This window comes from Streptomyces aurantiacus, assembly GCF_001418335.1.
In the GTDB taxonomy this organism is placed as follows: Bacteria; Actinomycetota; Actinomycetes; order Streptomycetales; family Streptomycetaceae; genus Streptomyces; species Streptomyces aurantiacus.
Map to the genome: position 1 here is coordinate 1 of NZ_LIPP01000217.1, position 19,950 is coordinate 19,950.

10 protein-coding genes and 2 pseudogenes are annotated in these 19,950 nt (G+C 72.9%); 3 read left to right on the forward strand and 9 right to left on the reverse strand.

Annotated features, from left to right (window positions below; translation table 11 throughout):
- The 3 genes and pseudogenes from AOK01_RS26480 to AOK01_RS26490 all read right to left on the reverse strand — a co-directional run.
- On the reverse strand, positions 1 to 1,147 hold a 1,147-nt coding region (locus tag AOK01_RS26480; RefSeq protein ID WP_055515958.1), incomplete at its 3' end, for a S8 family serine peptidase.
- Complete coding sequence (locus AOK01_RS26485; RefSeq protein ID WP_055515960.1) at positions 1,144 to 4,467, reverse strand: right-handed parallel beta-helix repeat-containing protein; 3,324 nt, start codon at positions 4,465 to 4,467, stop codon at positions 1,144 to 1,146. The genes AOK01_RS26480 and AOK01_RS26485, both read right to left, overlap by 4 nt.
- Positions 4,468 to 4,790: 323 nt before the next feature.
- A pseudogene (locus AOK01_RS26490) lies at positions 4,791 to 5,480 on the reverse strand (type VII secretion system-associated protein); the annotation flags it as partial.
- Between the two features lie 488 nt (positions 5,481 to 5,968).
- Between AOK01_RS26490 and AOK01_RS26495 the strand changes: the two are divergent.
- On the forward strand, positions 5,969 to 7,063 hold the full coding sequence (locus AOK01_RS26495; RefSeq protein WP_055515975.1) for a mannose-binding protein: 1,095 nt from the start codon (positions 5,969 to 5,971) through the stop codon (positions 7,061 to 7,063).
- A 61-nt stretch (positions 7,064 to 7,124) separates the two neighbouring features.
- On the opposite strand, the gene AOK01_RS26500 is transcribed toward AOK01_RS26495, so the two are convergent.
- Both AOK01_RS26500 and AOK01_RS26505 read right to left on the reverse strand, forming a co-directional pair.
- A complete protein-coding gene (locus tag AOK01_RS26500) occupies positions 7,125 to 7,775 on the reverse strand; it encodes a response regulator (RefSeq protein ID WP_483855250.1) in 651 nt (216 codons plus the stop codon).
- A 154-nt stretch (positions 7,776 to 7,929) separates the two neighbouring features.
- A complete protein-coding gene (locus tag AOK01_RS26505; protein ID WP_079103761.1) occupies positions 7,930 to 10,023 on the reverse strand; it encodes a sensor histidine kinase in 2,094 nt (697 codons plus the stop codon).
- A gap of 126 nt (positions 10,024 to 10,149) precedes the next feature.
- Here AOK01_RS26505 and AOK01_RS26510 point away from each other — a divergent pair, with 126 nt between their 5' ends.
- The gene (locus tag AOK01_RS26510) at positions 10,150 to 10,458 is read left to right on the forward strand and encodes a hypothetical protein (RefSeq protein WP_055515964.1); all 309 of its coding nucleotides are present in this window, start codon (positions 10,150 to 10,152) and stop codon (positions 10,456 to 10,458) included.
- A 44-nt stretch (positions 10,459 to 10,502) separates the two neighbouring features.
- A pseudogene (locus AOK01_RS41670) lies at positions 10,503 to 11,347 on the forward strand (alpha/beta hydrolase).
- Positions 11,348 to 11,363: 16 nt separating this feature from the next.
- Here the strand turns inward: AOK01_RS41670 and AOK01_RS26525 are convergent.
- The 4 genes from AOK01_RS26525 to AOK01_RS26540 form a co-directional block, all read right to left on the reverse strand.
- Positions 11,364 to 12,677, reverse strand: a complete 1,314-nt coding sequence (locus AOK01_RS26525; RefSeq protein ID WP_055515970.1) for a TIGR02679 family protein — start codon at positions 12,675 to 12,677, stop codon at positions 11,364 to 11,366.
- 86 nt (positions 12,678 to 12,763) lie between these two features.
- Complete coding sequence (locus AOK01_RS26530) at positions 12,764 to 17,044, reverse strand: TIGR02680 family protein (RefSeq protein WP_079103763.1); 4,281 nt, start codon at positions 17,042 to 17,044, stop codon at positions 12,764 to 12,766.
- An 8-nt stretch (positions 17,045 to 17,052) separates the two neighbouring features.
- A complete protein-coding gene (locus AOK01_RS26535; RefSeq protein ID WP_055515971.1) occupies positions 17,053 to 18,336 on the reverse strand; it encodes a TIGR02678 family protein in 1,284 nt (427 codons plus the stop codon).
- Positions 18,333 to 19,950, reverse strand: a 1,618-nt coding sequence (locus AOK01_RS26540; RefSeq protein WP_055515973.1) for a TIGR02677 family protein, incomplete at its 5' end; no start/stop codon positions are given. The genes AOK01_RS26535 and AOK01_RS26540, both read right to left, overlap by 4 nt.

The following is a 19,950-nucleotide window of genomic DNA, read 5'->3' on the forward strand; positions in this document are numbered from 1 at the left end:
CGGCGACGGCGGTGTCACGGACGGTCACGGGCTCCGCGGCGCGCCCGGCGGCGGCAGCCGAGTCCCCGAGGACCGTGGTGACGGCGGCGTACGGGTCCAGCTGCGGGATGTCGGCCGGATAGGCGGTCGCCGTCAGCCGGCGGGTGACCGCGTCGGGCGAGTCGCCGGGGCGGGCCGCACGGACCACCGCGGCGGCCCCGGCGGCGTACGCGGCGGCCGTCGAGGAACCCCCGCCGAGGTAGTGGCCGGTGCCGCGCGGGCCCCCGGAGACCACCCCGGCGCCGGGGGCGACCAGGTCGATGCCCTCGGTGGGCAGGGAGTTGTCCGGGCGGGCCCCGACGGGAAGCATGTCGGCGACCGACAGGACACCGGGTTCGCCGGCCGGCCAGTAGGTGCGGGCCGGGATCTCGTCGGTGCCGAGCCGGGGCGGGTCGGGGGTGGCCGCGGCGACGACCACCGCGCCCGCGCGGCGGGCCGCGGCGACCGCTCGGGTCAGCGCCGCGTCACGGCGCGGCAGGGCCACCGCGATCGCGATCACCCCGGCCCGTGCCTCGGTCGCCTCCTCCAGCGCCTTCACGACCAGTCCCGCGCTCGCCCGGCCGCGCGGGTCGGTGCCGCGCAGGGCCAGGATCCTCGCGCCCGGGGCGATCCCCGCCAGGCCCGGGCTGTCCCCGCCGGTTCCGGCGATCAGCCCGGCCAGGAACGTACCGTGTCCGACGCAGTCGTCACCGGCCGCACCCTGGGCGGTGACCCGGCCGCCGAGCCCGGCGGCGCCCGCCTCGACACCGGTGTCGATCAGGGCGACGGTCACGCCCGCACCCGTGCTGTGCCGGTGCACCCGGTCCAGGTCGAGGCGCTGGCGCGACCAGTCCTGCTTCTCCGCCTTCTCACGGGAGGCGGGAGTGCACGGCACGTCCTCGCCCTCGCCCCCGGCGTCCGGGTCGAACGAGGAGGGCATGGCGGGCAGTTCCTGGCCCTTCTTCCCGTCGGCCGCCGGCGGACGCGCGGGGTACGCCGCCGGGGACACCGCCGGGGACACCGCCTGGGCCGGAACGGCCGCAGGCAGCAGCAAGGCGGCGGGCAGCAGCAGGGCGGCGGCGCCCGCGCCGGACAGCAGGCGGGCGGTCCCGCGGGCGGACGCGCTCACCGGGAGGCCGCCTTCGGTGCGGCGGCCACGGTCACGACGTCCTCGGGGACGAGGATGCGCAGGTCGTCCAGGGTGGGCGCGGCCAGCGAACTGAGCCGTCCCGCCTGGCGGGTGACCATCGACTCGACCACCTGGCGGGCCAGGCGGGCGTTGCCGAAGGAGCGGTCCCGGGGCAGCGACTCGAAGTACTCCTTGAGCAGCGGCCCGGTGCCGGGCCCGCACTCGTAGCCCATGCTCGTGGCCTGGGAGCGGACGATGGTGACCAGTTCCTCCGAGGAGTAGTCGGCGAAGGCGATCCGGCGCGGGAGCCGGGAGGACAGGCCCGGGTTGGAGGCGAGGAAGCGCTCCATCTCGTCGGTGTAGCCGGCGACGATGACGACCACCTCGTCACGGTGGTCCTCCATCAGCTTCAGCAGCGTGTCCACCGCTTCCTGGCCGAAGTCGGCGCCCTGTCCGCGCGGGGTGAGGGTGTACGCCTCGTCGATGAACAGCACGCCGCCGCGGGCCCGTTCGAAGACCTCCCGGGTGAGCTGGGCGGTGTGGCCGATGTAGCGGCCGACCAGGTCGGCGCGGGCCGCCTCGATCAGCTGGCCCCGCTCCAGGATGCCGAGCTGGGTCAGGATCTCCCCGTAGAGGCGGGCGACGGTGGTCTTGCCCGTACCGGGCGGACCGGTGAAGACGAGGTGATGGCTGAGCGAGGGCACCGGCAGCCCGGCGGCGGCCCGGTGGCGGGCGGTGGTGATGAGGTTGACCAGGTCCGCGACGTCGCGCTTCACCTCGGCCAGGCCGATCATGTCACCGAGGCGGGTCAGCGGGTCGTCCTGCGGTACGGCGTTCTGTGCCGTCTTCGCGGCGGCGCCGGCGGAGACGTCCTCCGGCAGCAGCAACCGCAGGTCGCTCTCGCCGACCTGCTGCTGGGAGGCGAGCCGGACCGCCTGTCTGTCCACCATCTCCTCGAACACCCCGCGCGCCGCACGGCCGTTGCCGAAACCGGCGTCGCGCGGCATCGCACCGAAGTGCTCGGCGAGCGCCGCCGCGGTCCCCTCGCCCAGCTCGTACTGGTGCTGGCCGCACATGTTCTCCATGATCGCGACCAGTTCGGGCACCGAGTAGTTCTCGAACTCGACGGTCCGCGAGAAGCGGGACGCCAGACCCGGGTTGGAGCCGAGGAAGGACTCCATCTCTCGGGAGTAGCCGGCCGCGACCACCACCACGTCGTCGCGGTGGTCCTCCATCAGTTTCAGGATGGTGTCCACCGCCTCACGGCCGAAGTCGGCGCCGCCGTTGCCGCTGTCCGAGGTCAGCGTGTACGCCTCGTCGATGAACAGCACGCCGCCCAGGGCCCGTTGGAAGGTCTCGCTGGTCTTGATCGCGGTGCCGCCGACGACCTGCGCGACCAGGTCGGCGCGGGAGACCTCCACCAGGTGCCCGCTGCGCAACGAACCCAACTCGGCCAGGATCGCCCCGTACAGGCGGGCGACCGTCGTCTTGCCGGTGCCGGGCGGACCCGCGAAGATCAGGTGCCGGCTCATCGGCGGGGCCGACATGCCGAGCTGTTCGCGGCGCTGGGCGAGCTGGGTCAGGTTGACCAGGGTGCCCACCTGCTGCTTGACGTTCTCCAGGCCTATCAGCGCGTTCAGGGCGCCGAGCGGGCCGTCCGCGCGGTCCGTCGGGGGCGCGTCCGCGGCGCCGGAGCCGGCCGGGTCGGTGTTCTCCGCACTGCCGGAACCCCAGGCGTCCCGCTTGCCGTTGCCCGTGCTGTTCAGGCCCTCCACGGCGAGCCGTTCGCCGGGCGTCGTCTGCACCAGGCCGCCGCCCTCGTTCTCCCGGGCGAGGCAGTTCACGATCGAGACGGGCGCGGTGGACTCCACCCGGAACCCGTCCTGGGCGCCGCTGGAGACCTCGCAGCCGCTGAGCGAGGCGAGCGCGCCCTCGTTGAGCAGGAATCCATGGCCCTTGGCGCCGTGCACCGTGGTGCGGTTGGCGGTCAGCTCGCCGCCCCCGGCGACCACGATCCCCTCCTCGCCGGACATCTCGATACGGAAGTCGCGGACGGTGACGTTGCCGCCGTCCTCCACGATCAGGCCGCTGGTGGCGGTGTCCGAGACCCCGCCACCGGCCAGGTAGAGGGTGCTGCCGGAGGCCACGCGCACGCCCGCGCCCGTCGGCCGGACGATCTCGCAGTCCTCGACGCGGCCACGGGCGTTCTTGGCCGCCACGATGCCGTCGCCCGAGGGCTCCACCAGGCGGGCCCGGCGCAGCAGCGGGTTGGCGCCGCCGCGTACGGAGATCGCGGGCGAGCCGCCGATCACCTCCAGGCGGTCCAGCTCGGCCGCCGAGTCCTCCTCCAGGAGCAGCCCGGTCTTCTCGCAGTCGCGGACCGTCAGGCCTGTCAGGGCCGGTGAGGCGTTCCCGGCGACCCGCAGGGCCGCACCCTGCGCGCCGTCCACCCAGCAGTCCTCGAAGGTGCCGCGCGACCGGTCGGTGACCAGCAGGCCGTGGCCGCGGCTGCGCGAGACGCGGCAGCGGCGCAGCACCGGGTCGGTGCCCTGGGCCAGCACGAGCCCGTTACCGGAGGTTCCGGTGACCCGGACGTCCTCCAGCGTCGTACGGCCCCCGCTGCTCAGGTGCACCCCGGTGCTGGTGTCGTGCACCACCGTCCGGACGACCGAGAGGGCGCTGTTCTGTTCCAGGGCGATGGAGGGTTTGTCGGTGGAGGAGATGTCGCAGTCCTCCACGGTGCCGCGGGCCTCGCCGTTGGCGAGCAGGCCGTTGCCGCGGGCGTCGCGCACCGTGCAGCCGCGGATGCGTGCCTCGCCCTGCTCCGCGAGGACCAGGCCGCTGGTGCCCAGGTGCTCGAAGGTGCAGGACTCCACGGTGGTCGGGGTGGTCGAGGTGACCACGATGCCCGCGCCCTGCGGGTTGCTCACCCGGCAGTCCCGCAGCGCGAGCGAGCCGGTGCCCCCGGCCAGCAGCGCGGTCCAGGCGGAGCCGACGACCTCGCAGCCGTCGAGCGCGGCCTGCCCGCGCCGCACGTCCACGGCCGGCTGCTCGGCGTCGCCGCCGCGCAGGGTCAGCTCGGAGAGCATCACGGCGTCGGCGCGCAGCGCGAGCACGCTGCCCGAGCGGGGCCGGATCTCCACGGTGCCGCGCCCTTCGGCGGCGGTGAGGGTGACCCTGGTGTTGATGACCAGGTTCTCCGCGTATGTCCCGGGGCGGACGCTGATGAGCGCGCCGGTACGGGCGACCGCGAGTGCCTCACCGATCGTCCGGTAGCGCTCCCGGTCCCCCGGACCGACCGTCAGTACCTGGCGCGACACGCACCAACCTCCTTGCCACGGCGGCGTCTTCAGCGGGCGTTCCCCTCGTCGAGTCGTCGAGAGGAACGTGTCGGCGAGCCGACGGTGTCATCATGCCTCGCCCTGGGGGGCGGGTGGGTGCGGAGAACGGCAGCGGAACTCTCGTCTCCCGGGCGCCGGTCCGCCGTACCGGAGCCCGGGCCGGATTCCGGTACGGAGCCCGGGCCGGAGCCGGAAGGGGAGGCGGAGGGACCACCGGATCCCGCCGCCGCGGTGTCCGCCGCGGGCGCCCCCTCGGCACCCGGCCCGCGTACGGGACGGGAACCGAGTACAGAACCGGGACCTGTACCTGGACTTGGATCGGGCTCGGGATCGAGTACGGGACCGGGAAGGCTGTCCGCCGGGACGAGCAACGGGGCCGCGGCCCCGGCGTTGACCATCAACAGGGTGCCCGAACCACTCAGTGAACGGGCCAACTCCCGCGCCGGCAGCGTGTCATGTCCAAGTACCGCGGACATGAACTCGTGTTCCGGCGAGGTGAACAGCAGCACGACCGGCGCCCCGTCCCGCCCGGCGGCCGTGAGCGGCCCGCCATCCGGCCCGCGCACCACCGTGATCTCCGCCTCGGCGAGCGCCGCGAGCGCCTCGTCCACCGAGCCGTAGCCGGTGGCGGCCCGCTGTGCCGCCGCGTCCACCGGGTCGGTGGGTTCCGGCCAGCCGAGTACGCGAGCCGAGGGCCGGTACGCCGGGTTGGCGCGGTAGTCCCCCACACCCCCGCTCTCGTCCGACTGCCACTCCCCCAGCACGGCCCACTCCGGTGGCGTCCGCTCCTCGGTCCACTCCGGGTCCACCATCCCGATCCAGTGCCCGGGCGCCCGACGGGCGGCGGCCCGTACGGCGTCGGGTATCTCGGGGGCGTCCGCGGCATCGGCTACGGGTGACTCGGCCGCGTCGGTGACGGTGGTCGGGCCGGAACCGTCGGGCATCACGGACGAGGCGTCAAGCCCGCCCTCTCGCCGCTCTCCGGGCCGCATCTCCACCTGAACTCTTGGGGTCCGTACGAATTCCTGGTGCCGCATTCCTGGGTGTCGAAGGTGCCGAACCACGTGCGCGCACACCGGCACTGATCAGTTCGGGGAGCCAACAGGATGCCACACGAGCCCCGCGCACGGAGGTCCGGGAAAGATCCGTATCGGATGTCCGCGTGCCCGTTTGCTGCCCGGGTGGGGAACTTTCCGGGAGCAGTGAGGCGTGGCTGGACAAAGCGCTGGGGCAGTTGGGGTCGGAGTTGCTGCTGTCGCCGCCGCAACGGGCTAAGTTGGGCCCGCCATCGGACCGGTCCGCGGCCCGCACCGCGACGGGTCACGCGGAACGCGACAACCGGACCGGGCCGAACTGCTCGACCGGGCACGGCACTTGACCGATGCCAAGGCCCGCCGAGGTTGTCGGCGTTCGTTCGGCGCGACCGATGGGCGGGCCTGTGCCCCACACCGTCAGCTCCGCCACCGAGGAGGAGTACCGCATGTCCCCCCAGCACGAGAACTCCGGCGCGAACGCGGAGGCCGCCGCCGCCCGCGCAGAGGAGGCCGGGTCCCCGCCCACGCCCCCGACACCGGCATCCACGCCGACGCCGACACCGGCACCGACACCGGCACCGACACCGGCACCGGCACCGGCACCGGGTGAGCAGGCGGCGAGCCCGGCCGCAGCCGCCCCCGAGACGGAGGCCGCCACCACTCCGACTCCGGCCGGAGAGTCCGCCGCCCCACCCGCACCTGAGCCCTCACAGTCGCCGTCGCCGTCACCCTCGCCCTCGCCCTCGGCTGCCGCCACGACGGCCCAGGCGCCCGAGGAGGGTGTCGCCATCGCGGCGGCCGTCGGAACGGCGGCGACGCCGGGTACCAGGACCGACACCGCCGTCGACCGCACACGCCCCCGCAAGCCGGTCCTGGCGGGGGCCGCCATCGCCGGCGCCGTCCTGATCGCCATACCGCTGCTGCTGGCAGGCAGTGCGCGGGAGGATCACCACGACGGTGGGAAGGGGCTGGCCGCGGAGGGTTCCGACACCGTCCTGAATCCGGCCTCCGCCCCCGCCGCTCTCGACGACTACGTGGCAGGCAAGCCCAGTTCGTCCCCGAGCAAGGAGAAAACGAAGAAGGCCGAGGTCCCCAAGGTCGCCTCCGCACCCAAGGCCGCCGCGCCCGCCCCGGAGCCCACGAAGAGCAGCACGACCAAGGCGAAGGCAAAGCCGAAGCCGAAGTCCACGCCCAAGCCCAAGGCTGCCGCGAAGCCGAACTGGGGCACCAAGACCGTCTACGCGGGCAGCGTCCTCCAGGTCGGCCAGTCCTGGAGCACCAACCGCATCCGCATGGTCATGCAGTCCGACGGCAACCTCGTCGTATACAACGAGAAGAACAAGCCCGTCTGGGCGGCCATGACGTTCGGCCCCAACCACCGGGCGATCTTCCAGGACGACGGCAACCTCGTCGTCCACAACGGCGACAACCGCCCGATCTGGGCCTCCAAGAGCCACGGCCACGCGAACGCCCAGCTGATCCTGCGGGCCGACGGCAAGGTGGTCATCCTGCACAACGGCGGAGTGATCTGGTCGACCTGACACCGTGCGGCGGGGCCCGTCACCGGGCCTTGCCGCCCGCCTCGGCCGGCAGGTCGGCCTCTCAGGGAGCGGACATCCCCGCCGGGCGGATCAGTCCGCTCTCGTAAGCGAGGATGGTCGCCTGAACGCGGTCCCGCAGACCCAACTTGTTGAGTACCGCGCTCACATGGACCTTCACCGTGCCTATGGCCACCCCCAGGCGCTCCCCGATCTCCGCGTTGCTCAAGCCGGTGGCGACCAGAGTCATGATCTCGCGTTCGCGTTGGGTGAGGCTGTCCAGGGCTCCGGTGATCTCCGGAGCCAGCGGGGCTCCTTGGGCGAAGGCCGCTATCAGACGTCCCGTGACCGCGGGCGCGAGGACGCCGTCACCGGAGACGACGATCCTTATCGCGGTCAGCAGGGCCTCCGGCTCGGAATCCTTGAGCAGGAACCCGGAGGACCCGGCGCGCAGGGCATCGTAGACGTAGGCGTCGAGGTCGAACGTGGTGAGCACAAGGACCTTGGTGTGACTGCTGTGACGCGTGATCAGCCGGGTGGCCGCCAGCCCGTCCATCCCGGGCATGCGGATGTCCATCAGTACGAGGTCAGGCGTGAGCTCGGCCGCCATCGCCACTGCCGCGTTCCCGTCCGCGGCCTCGCCGACCACGGTCATGTCGGCCTCGGCCGACAGAATCGCCGCGAAGCCCGCGCGGACGATCGCCTGATCGTCCACGACCAGCACCCTGATTGAACTGATGGCGCGTCTCCTCTTCTCACCACGACGGTCGGTCCCTTGCCTGCGTCGCAGTCTCCCATGAGGGCGATGGGGGCCATGAGCAGGGCATGCAGGCCCCGCGTCGGCCACTCCTACATGCGGAGACCCACTCCTACGTGCGAGACGCGCCCGGTACGGCGGCGGCAGCAGCCTTCTGTGGTGCCGTCGGTGGCGCCGTCGGTGGCGCCTTGCCGGCGTCCAGGCTTCCGAGGAGCTGACGCATGGCGGCCAGCGTCGCTCTCGTGGCGGCGGCGACGTCCTGCAGACTGCCCGCCTCCGCCGAGGAGATCACCAGGTCGGTCTGCTGGAGCACCGTCTCCTGCAGACCGCCGGCGACTCGCTGCCGCTCGCTGTGGACCATGTCCCGCGTGCTCGAAAGCAGGCCCGTGAGCTCCGCGTCCTCGCGGCCCAGCACCCGCCTGCGGCGCCTGTGCATCAGCCACCCCGCCCACCACGCCGCCGTGAACACCGCGCCGAGCCCCAGCAGCACCTCGCCGAGCAGAAACAGCACGAGAAAAGGACCGGCCGGTTCCCCGAACAGCATCCCGTCACCGGCGAAGGCAGCCGTCATCGAGACACCGAACGAGAGGGCAGTGGCGAGAACCGACAGATACGACAGCCGCTGACCAGGCGGATAGGGGTACGTCACCAGCGGAGCCGAGGGCTGAACGTACCGGCCGACAGGAGCGGTTGCCGGTCTCAGAACGCGGCCGTACGCCGCGACACCGTAGACGGCGGCCAGTTCGACGACTGCGCCGCCCAGGAGACAGTTCGCGGTGGACGACGGCAGTGCACCGATTCCCAGCAGCACGGGCCACAGAAGTGCGGTGGCCCCGATCACGGCGAGGGCCGACCAAGGGGCTCGTCGGCGCCACAGCAGCGGCAGCGCGTGAACGGCCAACAGGAGCGCGAGCAGCAGGCGGAGCGGGATTCCGTACCCGGCGTCCGACGCTTTCTCCAAGGCGTAGCTCAAGGACGCCACGACGGCCGCGCCGCAGACCGCCGCATCCGCGATCCGCTGCTCCCGGGTGAAGTTGCGCCGTCGTCCGCCGGCCGGTTTCCGTACGGACCGGGCATCGGGCAGTACGGCGTGTACGTGCCAGCCGCCGGCCGGGCGGGGCCCCGCGGACAGTTGCCCGCCGATGGCAGTGGCGCGCCGGCTCATCCCGTCCACACCGCGGCCGGAGCCGATACCCAGCCTGTCGCCGCCGATGCCGCCGGGCGGCCTGCTGTTGTCCACGGTCAGGTGCAGCACCTCCCCGGCGCGTTTCGCCCGTACGGCGACGGAGGCACCGGGCGCGTAGCGCAGGGCGTTGGTCAGGGCCTCCCGGACGATGCCGTGGGCCGCCTCCGCCGCGGGGCCGACGAGATCGGCGGGGAGGGATACGGAGACGGGGCGCCCCAGTCGGCCGAAGCCGGCGATCAGGGCCTCGATCGAAGCGGTCATCGACTGGTGGGCCGGTGCCGGTGTCTCGTCCACTCGCATGACCGCCACGAGACGGCACAGCGCCACCTGGGTCTCCACCGCGGTGCGGCTTGCGAACGCGAGGGCGTCCGCGGTCAGTTCGGGTCTGCTGTCACCGAGCCTGCGGGCGGCTTCGACGGACACCACGACAGAGGTGAGGTGGTGTGCGCTGATGTCGTGCAACTCGTTCGCCAGCCGGTCCCGTTCGGTGCAGACGGCCTGCCCCAGCTCCCGCTCGGCACGGGTCAGCCGCTGTTTCGTCGCCTGCCGTTCCCGCAGCCAGTGCCGCCGGCCGGCGCCGAGAGCGGAGGCCAGCAGGTAGAAGCCGACGGTGACAAGCCAGTGGGAGACGAGTGCACTGCCGAAGCCGTGCTGTACGGCGGCCGGCAGGAGCTGCACGCCGGCGGCAGCGGCGGTCGCGCCCAGGCCGACGGTCCAGTCGCTCAGCGTGGTGACGGAGAAGAGCGCCATCATCACCGCCACGCTCGCCACCAGGCTCAACGTGTCCGGCGGTGCCAGCACCTGGACCAGCACGGACGACACGAGGATCTGGCCGAGGGCGGTCAGCGGTGTCCGGCTACGCCGTTCGAGCGCGTACGTACTGAGTGCCGTGGCGGCGAAAGCAGTGATCCAGGCCGTCATGCCCGGAGGCTCGTCGAGCGTCGGGACGGCGGCCCACCACAGAAGCAGCTGCGTCACCGCGAACACGCCTGGCAGAAGCAGGCCTCGACTCTTTCCCATCGGTACGAGTGTAGAGACGGCCGGAGGGGTGCCGGCCCTCTGGGTCTTCGGCTAGGTCTTGCGGCCTAGGCGGTGTTCCTCCTGGTGGCAGAGGTTTCGGCGGTCTCGGGACGAGACGATCGACGCATGGAACGAACCGACGTCATCATCGTCCTGATCGCCGTTGTGTCCCTTGTCGTCATGGCCAAGCCACTGCAGAGCACGCCGTTCTGGCTCGTCCTCGTGCTGGCGGCGGTCTCCTACCCCTTGGACAGGAAACTGCTCTCGGCGTTGGAATCGGCCACGGGCGCCGGCAGCACATGGGCGTCGTCCGTCTTCACGATCACCACGGGGCTCGCGTTCGCCGTACTCGGCTCGCTGGTCGTCCGGGGGGTCAAGTCCTTCCGGGGCACACGCGCCGAGCGCCGGGAGCACGGCCTGAAGATCGACGCATGAGCGTCCGTGTCCTTCCTCAGCAACGACCTCTGATCGGCGGCAACATGCCCAACCACCACTCGTCCCGGACCGCTGCCGTCCTGGTGTCGCTCGCCGTGCTGGCAGTCGCCACCGTCACGGCCTGCGACCCCGGCTCCGGCTCCGGCTCCGGCACTGACAGAACCGCCGCGACGCCCGCGGTCCCCGCCTCCCTCAGCGGCCAGGAACTGAACTGGACCCCATGCCCTGCCCCGTCCGCGGCCCAGGGCGCCGACGAAAAACCCAAGAACCTGCCGGACGGGACGAAATGGCAGTGCAGCACCATGAAGGCGCCGCTGGACTACGCGAAAGCCGACGGCAAGACCATCGATCTCGCTCTCATCCGGGCAACGGCCGCGCGGGATTCCGGTAAGGAGCGAATCGGGTCTCTCGTCTTCAACTTCGGTGGCCCCGGTGCCTCCGGGGTGCCGACGCTTTCCGACTTCGCCGAGGACGAGTACATGAAGCTGCACAAACGCTACGACCTGGTCAGCTTCGACCCGCGCGGAGTCGGGAACAGCGCCGGTGTGGAGTGCCCGAATACCGCAAGGCGTCGCCCGGCTTCGGCGACTGGATAGCCTGGGCGCTGCTCCAGTGCACCGACTGGCCCGTGGCCGGCCAGGCACCCACCGTCGACGTGTCCGCCGACGGCGCGGGCCCCATTCTCGTGGTCGGCAACGTGGGCGACCCCGCCACTCCCTACGAGGGAGCCAAGAAGATGGCGGACGAGCTGGGCAAGGGAGTCGGCGTCCGCCTCACCGTCGACGGTGAAGGACACGGCACCTACGGCGACAACGACTGCCTGACGGCGATCGTCGACAAGTACCTGCTCGACGGAACGGTCCCGAAGAACGACACCACCTGCTCGTGACGGACGACGTGTTGGCTCAGCGGGCCTGCTTCGCCAGGTCGGAGAGAAGATCGTCGAGTACCGACTCCTCTTCGACACGTACTCCGTGCTCGGTGAGAGCGGCAGCCAGGGCCGGGTCCCACGGCGTCGGTGTGGCCGCACCCGTCAAACCCTGCGGCTCACTCACTGCGGCCACCGCCACCTCGTAATCGGCAGCCTCGTACCGCCAGGGCCGCCACGGGACACCTCTCCCCAGAGCCGTGGCGATGTGCATCCCGCCCCAGTCGAAGTCTCCGTGGTAGAGGATGCCGGCCCCTCGTGCGGACAGGCCGCGCAGCAGAGTGAGCGCTGCCGCCGAGGGCTGCCCCTGCAGACACACCATGGGCGGACAGGCCGGACCGAGGGAGTCGGCCGCGGCGGCCAGGACAGCCGGGTTCTCACATACGCGGACGGTTCCTGTGGCAGTGGTGATTCCGTCGGCAACGGTGGTTCCGCCGGCGTCGGTGCTTCCGCCGAGGGCGTGGCGGGTGAGCGAGCGCAGCGTCAGGACCGCGGGCTCGCCCTCGTCGGCCATCCAGTCGAGTGCCGGTGTGCCGCGCAGGTTGAGGGTCAGCACGGTGGACGACACGTCGTCCCTGAGCAGACCACCCGCGGCCCAGGCCGCACGCCGCCACTCGGCACCGGAGCCCTCCGGGAAGCCGGCGAGGGCACGGATCCCCGACAGCACAAGGGTGGCCAGCGGTGTTCCCTCGTCCAGTGCGTGGGCACCGGAGAGGTACCGTGCCGCGAACGTCGCCCGTGGCATCGGCGGATCCACGGGCAGCGCTGACAGCGCCCGCACCGCGGCGGCCACCAGAGGCGCGCCGGCTTCCGGCGTTCGCGCGAGTCGCCGTACGAGGCCGTCCTTGCGAACCCGCCCGGCCCAGTCGGCCAGTTCGGCACTCAGGCCGGCAAGCGGAGCCAGTGCTTCCTCCCAGGCCCGAGCCTCCTTGTCACGCGTCTCGGCGCGCGACGCGACGGGTCCGGTGAGGGCCAGCACGGCGGCCTCCAGGCCGTGCGGGCTGACGCCCGAGCGGCGCAGGACCGCGTCCACCGCCTCAAGACGTACCGTCAGGGAGCGGGAGCGGCCCGCACTCGGAGCACGTCCGAGCAGGCGCTCGGCGGCTCGGTGCTGGAGGTCGGCGGGGTGCGCCAGGGTGACCGTGCCGGTCAGCGGCCGTCCGTGGGCGATTCGCAGACGGACGCGTTCCAGGAGCCAGGCGAGGCCGGGGCCCGCGAGCAGCCGTTCCAGGCGTTCGGCGTCGACCGGCGCCCCGGCCTGCGGTGTACCGGGCGGCTCCGCCGGTCCCACTCGCTCCCCTGGCACCCGGGCGGCGGAAGCCCGCCCGGCCGACGAAGACGAAGATGGGGATGGGGATGGGGATGGGGATGGTGGGTTCACGTCCACAGTGACTCCTGTCCCGTGGGGTCCGGACCGGAGAACTCTGCCGTACCGCCGGCAGCGCCCACCGTGGTGCCCGGTTCGTCGCCGCGTCGCCGCTCGCTGCCGTCCCATTCCCACCTGGTCACCAGGACGGCGGCGATGTCGTCGACACGGGACAGCTGTGCGATGGCGATGCCCGGCACCTGCGGGTAGCACGCCCATTCCCGTTCGCTGGTCATGACGACGTCGAGGTCGAAGGCGCGCAGCAGGCCCAGGCACTTGGCGCGTGAGTCGTCGTCCACTCCCGCGAACGCCTCGTCGAGGGTGACGAGGCGCGGGGCGTGCACGGCGCCCGCGCTCGCGTAGTGGGAGGACGCGGCGGCGAAGAGCGGTACGGACGCGGCCAGTACGCGCTCGCCGCCCGAGGCGGGCCCAGTGGCCGGCACCCACTTGCCGTGCTGGTGGCGCTCGACACCGAACTCGTGCCAGGTCCGGTAGTCGAGGGCGGCAGCGAGGTCTTCCTGCCAGCTGCCGGCCCTGTCGTCGGCCTGTCGGCGGGCGATCTGCTCCTGGAGGAACGCGCCGACCGCCGCCCTGTCCTGCGGTGACCAGGCGTCGGCGGACTGACGCAACCGCTCGCGTGCCTGAGCCAGTCCCTGCGGGGCGAGGCGGGAGGAGCGCCACACGAGGCGCAGTTTCATGCCCGTCGAGGTCGGCCGCTCCTCCAGTTCCGTGTTCATGGCGCGCACCTGGCGTTCGGCCGCGCCGATCAGCTCCTGGAGTGTTCCGGCGACCTCGGTGATCAGGTGGGTCTCCAGGATCTCCCGCTCGTGGGCGGACAGGATGCGGGTCAGTTCGGCGACTTCGGTGGACAGGGCGTCGGCGAGTTCGGGGACGGCCCGTTCCCGGCCCTGATAGACGATGTCGACCCGTACGCCGTCCTCGCTCGGCCGGGCTGTGGCGGTGTGCCCGTGCCGTGACAGCGCGTCCTGAAGTTTGCCGAGTTCCTCGCTCAGGCGCTTCTGGGTGCGTTCCCAGGCCGCGTCCGAGTCGTCGGTGGCCGTGAGCCGGGTCTCGACGGTGCGGGCGAGGCCGATGGCAGGGGTCGCCGCCCACGTTCCGCCGCCGTCGTCGTCCGGTACGGACAGGTCGGACAGATTGGGCAGATCGGGCAGTGCGACGGCGAGGAGTCCGGTCGCCACGAAGCGCTGGAGCGCCTCGATGGCGCGCTTCCGCGCGGCGGTGGCGTCCGTGATGTCGTCGTCGAGCCGCTCGATGCGCCCTTCGGCGTGGCCGACCCGCCCGTCGGCGTCCCGGATGTCGGCCTGGGCGCGCTGCTGCTCGCTCCGGCAGGCGCGTGCGGCTGCCTCGGTCTCCTCCAGTCTCCGCTGGAGTTCGGCGACGGCGGCTCCGACGGTCGAGCGGAGTGTGTGCAGACGTTCGTCCGCCGCGGCGGCCAGACGCGCGGCTTCCGTGGCGCGCTCGGCGTGCTCGGCGACCAGGTGCTCGGCCCGGTCCGTCTCGGCCCGCTCCTCGGTGACCGCCTGCTCGGCGTCGCCGCGTTCACGCAGCGCCGGCCACAACTCGGCGAGGTGGACGGTGTGTTCGGCGAGCGCCTGCCGCACCGCGCCCAGGCCGTTCCGGTCGGCGGGGAGGTTCAGGTCGGCGGCCGTCCCGGCGAGTTCCGCGCCGGCGCGGTCGGCTTCGCCTGCCGCACGGTCCAGTTCGCCGGCCCGCTCCCGCTGCCGGGTACGGGCCCGCTGTACCTCGTCGGCCGCGGCGCCGACCCGGGCGTGCGCGCGGCGCAGGTCGTCGTCACCGGGTACGGTCGCGAGTTCGTCGTCGAGCACGCGGCGACGCTCGGACAGCGAACGCGACTCCTCGGCCAGCCGCTCCCGCTCGGCCTCCAACTCCGCCCGCTCCGTCCGCAGTTCCGCGAGCCTGGCCCGGCGTGCCTGCTCCCGGGCGCCTTCTCCGACGTACTGCGCGCTGTCCTTGGCCCAGCTTCCGGTCAGTGCCCCGAGCCTGAACCGCCCGTCCGTGGCGACCCAGGTGCGCCCACCCCCGGTTTCCCGGACACTGTCGGCCGCATCGTCGCTGTACCCGTCCGGGCTGTATCCGTCCGGACCCTGCCCTTCCGGACTGTGTCCGTCCAGCAGGCCGATGGCAGCCAGCAGGCGGTGTACCTTCGCCTCCCCCACTGCGGCGGCCGCGACATCCGCGGGGTTGACAGCCGGACACAGCGCGCGGCCGAGGCCGCCCCCGGCGGGTGGGTCGTACCGGTCCCGGGGGTCGAGCAGTACGTCGTGGCCCTGCGCCGCCACCGCGTAACCGTCGGGCCTGACCCACGCGTCCAAGAGCCCCGACGCCTCCAACGCTGCTTCCAGGCCCGCGCGTTCGGCCGCGGTCACCTCCGGGCGGAAGTCGACGAGCCGCCACAACGGGGCGCCGAGCGCTCCGGTGCGGACGTCGGCGGTCCGGGTGCGCGGAGCGGACGGGCCGCGCTGCCCGCCCTTCTCCAGAGCGGTCTGTTCCTCGGTGACGAGCCGCAGGCGTTCCGCCGTCGTCCCCTGCCGATGGGCCAGGGCGGCGGCCCGCCGGTCCAGGCGGGAAGCGAGGGCACGGTGCGCTCCCGCCGCGGCCGTACGCGCCGGGTGAGGGCCGTCCAGGCCGCTCACCCAGCCCTGCACCAGGTCGAGCACGCCGGGCAGTCCGTCCACGCGCAGTTCGACGCACGCCGAGAGGTGCTCCCGCACGGCCGCGACGAGGGCGCGCCCCGCGTCCTCGACCCCCTCCTCGCTCTGTGCCAGCCGTATGTCACTGCGCGCGGCTTCCTCGTCGGCCTCGTCGGCCCGCAGCCGGGCGGCCCTCAATGCCTCCTGGGACCGTTCCGCCCCGGCCACGAGCGTCTCCACGTGCTCCACGGCACGCCGCCTGCTCGCCGTCGCGTCGTCCGCCGCGCGGCGCAGGGCCGGGACCGGGGCGCCCGCCGTCCGCGGGATGTCGATGCGCGCCGCCGCGGCGCTGTCGGCCACGCGGTGCTGGATGTCGTCCAGCGCCTTGTGGGCGTCGGTGAACCGGTTCGTCGCGGTGTCGAGTCTGCCGATGGCCCGGGTGTGGGCCTGGGAGGCGGTCTGTCGGTCCGCCTCGGCCCTGGCCCTTTCCGTCGCCGTCCGGGAGGCGTCGGCCGCCGCCTGGTCGAGAGCGCGGGCGTCGCGCATCTCGGGCCCGGACCGCAGGGCCGTGTCCTGGGCACTCAGCCGCGCCGCGTGCTCGGCGAGCGACTCCGCCTGTCCCTGGGCCGAGGTCCGGTCCGCCACGGCCTGGTCACGGTCGGCCAGCGCCTTGGCGAGCTCGCGTTGGAGGTGCTCGTAGCGGGCGTGTTCGCTGCGGGGGAGGCGGGCCTTGCGGCGGGCGGCGATGCGGGCGTAGCGCCGGTAGTGGTCGAGGAAGGCGGAGGCTGCCTCCTCGGCCTCGCGGGCCGCCCGCAGTTCCTCCTTCTCCTCGTCCAGCGACCTGAACGCCTCCGCCGCGTCGGCGATGACCGCCTGGTCCATCGGCGGCAGCGACTCGGTCAGCGCCCGGGACAGGGCGGCTTCGCTCGGCCGCTTGGACAGCTGGGGCTGGCGCAGCTGGATCAGCAGGTCGACAAGTGCGCCGTAGCGCCGCTCCCCCAGTCCGAAGAGGGCCTCGTCGACCGCTCGGCGGTACGCCTTGGCGGTGTCGTACACCATGCCGTCGCCGCCGATGGCCTCGGCGAGCCGGTCGCGGGACAGTGCGGTGCCGGTGGCGTCCAGCAGATCGAGTCCGGCGCCGATCCGCCGGCTGGTGACGGCGAACCAGTGGCGGGCGATGCCGCGGCCCGTGACCGCCTTCAGCCCGCACAGCAGCGTGCGGAAGTGTTCCTCGCCGGTGGTCTCGTCGAGCCGTCCGAACTCGGCCCAGGTGTAACCGAGGCGCTCCGGGTGCGGGTGTTCACCGCCCAGGAGCAGGTTCCACTCCATGCGCTTGCCGGGGTCGCCGTCGGGTTCGACGCGGCGGGCGGAGAGGTCGCCGTCCAGCAGGAACGGCAGGGTGAGGGCCAGTACCTTCGACTTGCCGGTCCCGTTGTTGCCGCGCAGCAGCAGCCTTCCGTCGCGGAACCAGAACTCCTCGACGTCGTAGTGGAACAGGTCGACCAGCCCGATCCGCAGGGGCCGCCACCGGCCGGGGGCGGGCCTGGGAAGAGCGAGGGCCCGGGACGGAGCCTGGGACGGGGCATGGGACGGGGCCTGAGATACGGCCGGCGCGGTCACAGTACGGATCACCTTTCGTCACCGGAGTATCGGACACCGGACTGCCGGGCACTGGACTGTCGAGCACCCGACTGCCGCACACCCGGCTCCCGGACACCCGACTCCCGGACAACGGCGTCGCCGACCGCGTACCGCGCGAGGGCGGGTCGCGGCACGACACCTCGTGCCGTCCGCTCCACGAGACCGAGGGCGTCAAGCTTGGTCACGGCCTGTTCCACCAGTGCGGGCTCGGCTCCCGGCTCCCTGGCCGACTTGGACCAGAAGGTGCCGTGTTCGGCGGCCAGTTCGCCCACCCGCAGCGCCAGTTCCGAGGGCGTGACGGGCCCGTCCGCCCGCGCCAGGTGCTGGGCGAGCAGCAGGGTGACGTGCCCGAGGGTGCCCTGTTCCGGCATGCGTACGTCGGTGAGGTCGTCCTGGGGATCGATCATGGCGACGCCCTCGGCGCGCACCTCTGCGACCAGTCCGGTCAGTTCGCTGATGCGGGCGGTGATGAAGCCCCGTTGCCGGGTGAGGTAGCCGAGTTCGTCGTCGGCCAGGTCGTCGTAGTAGAGCACGGGATCGTCGAGGAGGCGGCGGGTCAGCTTCCAGCGGATCGCACGGAACCGCAGCTCGTCGCTGTCGAGCGCGCTCTGCTCCGTCATCTCCACCAGGCGTCCCTCGAAGTCCCGCGCCTCGATCAGGGAAGGGCCGCGCAGGGCGGCGGGCATACCGGCCAGCACGCGCCGGCGCACGTCGTACAGCACGTCCCCCGAGCCGCTGACGTACGCCTCCTCGTCGCCCGCCACCCGCCGCAGCACCCCCAGCCGGAGCAGCAGGCGTACGACGGCCGCGAGGTCGAGGCGCTCGTCGCGTCGCTCCAGGGTGAACGTGATGCCGGCCGCGACGAGTTCGGGATCGGCGGCGGCCAGCACGACCTGCTCGGCGAGGCGTCCGAGGGCCACCTGCGCCTCGCCCCGTTCCAGCGCGGCGAGGGTCAGGCAGAGCAGGACGTAGCGGCGGCGGGTGAAGGGGAGCCCGGACCTGGAGGCCTCGCGCGCGGGGTGCGTGGCATCGGTGAGGGTGCCCGGCGTCTTGCGCAACCGCGCGGCGTCGGCGTCCGTGCGCAGGGTCCAGCCGACGTTACGGGTGAACCAGTCCCGCAGCTCGGCGGCGTGCCGCCGTATCAGCCGGAACTCGTCGGCGTACGGACCGTCAGCGGTGAGCAGCGGCTCCTTCAGCAGGGCGCGTGCGGCCCGTTGGAGGTCGGCCGCGCGCTGGCCTTCGAGGACTTCCGCGAGGGGCCCGGCGGTCACCGGATCTCCCCTGTCGCCAGTCCTGCCGTCCGGCCCGGCGTCAGTCCTGCCGTGAGGTCGACGATGTCGACCAGGTGGTCGGGCCCGCGGAACACCCCGTCGGGTGTGCGCACCTCTGCCGTCGACCCGTCGCCGAGCGCGGTCAGCCGTATCTCCATCGTCCCGTCCCCGCTGCTCGCCACGGTGGTCGTCGTCCCCGGCCGCCAGGTGGCGAGGGCGTCCGAGAGCAGCCGCAGGAACAACTGGAAGGCGAGCGGGTCGAGTTCCCCGAGCCGGGAGAGCCGCACAGGGCCGCCCGTCACGAGGCGGTCCCGCGCCTGCCGTGTCTGCGCCGCCTGGTGCGCGGCGATCTCGGCGAGCTTGCGTTTCGCCTCACCGCGGTCGGCCACGCGTCGCGGCTTGCCCCGCCGCTCGTAGCTCCCGGTACGGCGCAGCTGAGGACTGATCTTCAGGGGATGTGCCTCGGCCCACGGCGTCGAGGCGGGCTGCGGCGCGGCGGTCCGTTCGGCGAGGGTGTCGGCGTCGACGGTGAGATGCCGGGAGGAGTGGAGTCCGAACGCCGCCCGCCACAGGCGGTGGCGCGCCTCGTCGTCCGGCGCCTGAGCGAACCAGCGTGCCAGTGTGCGGAAGTCGGCGGAACGGTCGGAGCGCCCGGCCCGCCGCTCGTTCAACTGCCGCACGACGGCCAGCAGTTGCGGAATGGCTCCGAGCGCACGCCCCCGCAGCAACCGGGCCTGCGACTCCCGCCCCTCCTCCGACACGAACCACTGGGCGAGCCCGGACCACCGCGCGGTCCACCTCTCGTACGCCGTCGCCTGAGCGTGCTCGGCGTCCTCGGGAGCGGCGTCGGCGGCCTCGCGTACGGCGGCGAGCGACAGCAGCGGCTCCACCCTCCCCTGCTCCTCCAGCTCGCCGATCAGCAGGGCGATCCGTCCGCCGACCGTGATGAGGTCCGCGATGAACCGCTCCAGATACTGGATCAGCCGGTCCTTGTACGCAAGGAACGCCTCGACCTCGATGTCGTGCAGGTCGATGGTGCGCTGGAGCGAGCCCATGAAGGCGCGGGCGTTGTCCGCGAGGTCGGTGAAGCGTGCCGTCAGCACGGACAGCGCGATGTGCGCCTTGGCCGGGTCCGGCTCGTCCTGCGCGGCGATCACCAGCAGCGCCCGCAACTGCGTGACGATGTCGTGCAGCGCGACCGCCTGCAGTTCCCCGCGCCGCCCGAGCGCCTCGTCGTACGTCCCGAGAGCCGCCTCGGCGGCCTCACCGGCCCGGGTGAGCTGGTAGATGAACCGCCTGCGGTAGAAGTCCTCGACCGCGGTGACCCGCGCGTGGTCCGGGTCGGCCCGCAGATTCCCCCACTCGACGAGCTTGTCCAGCGCCTGCGTCACCGCTTCGACGACGGAGGGCCGGCTCGCCGCGTCCAGGGACGCGTGCACGTCCTCCGGCCGCAGATGCACCGCGAACCGCTCCTTGGCCGCGAGGAACGCGCCCATCACCTGGCGGTAGAGGGGTGCGTTGGGGGCGGTGAGGTGGGCGAAGGGGCTGTAGTCGGCGAGGACGGGTACGGGAGCGGGGACGGGGGCGGGGGCGGCAGGCCGGGAGGGCTCGGGC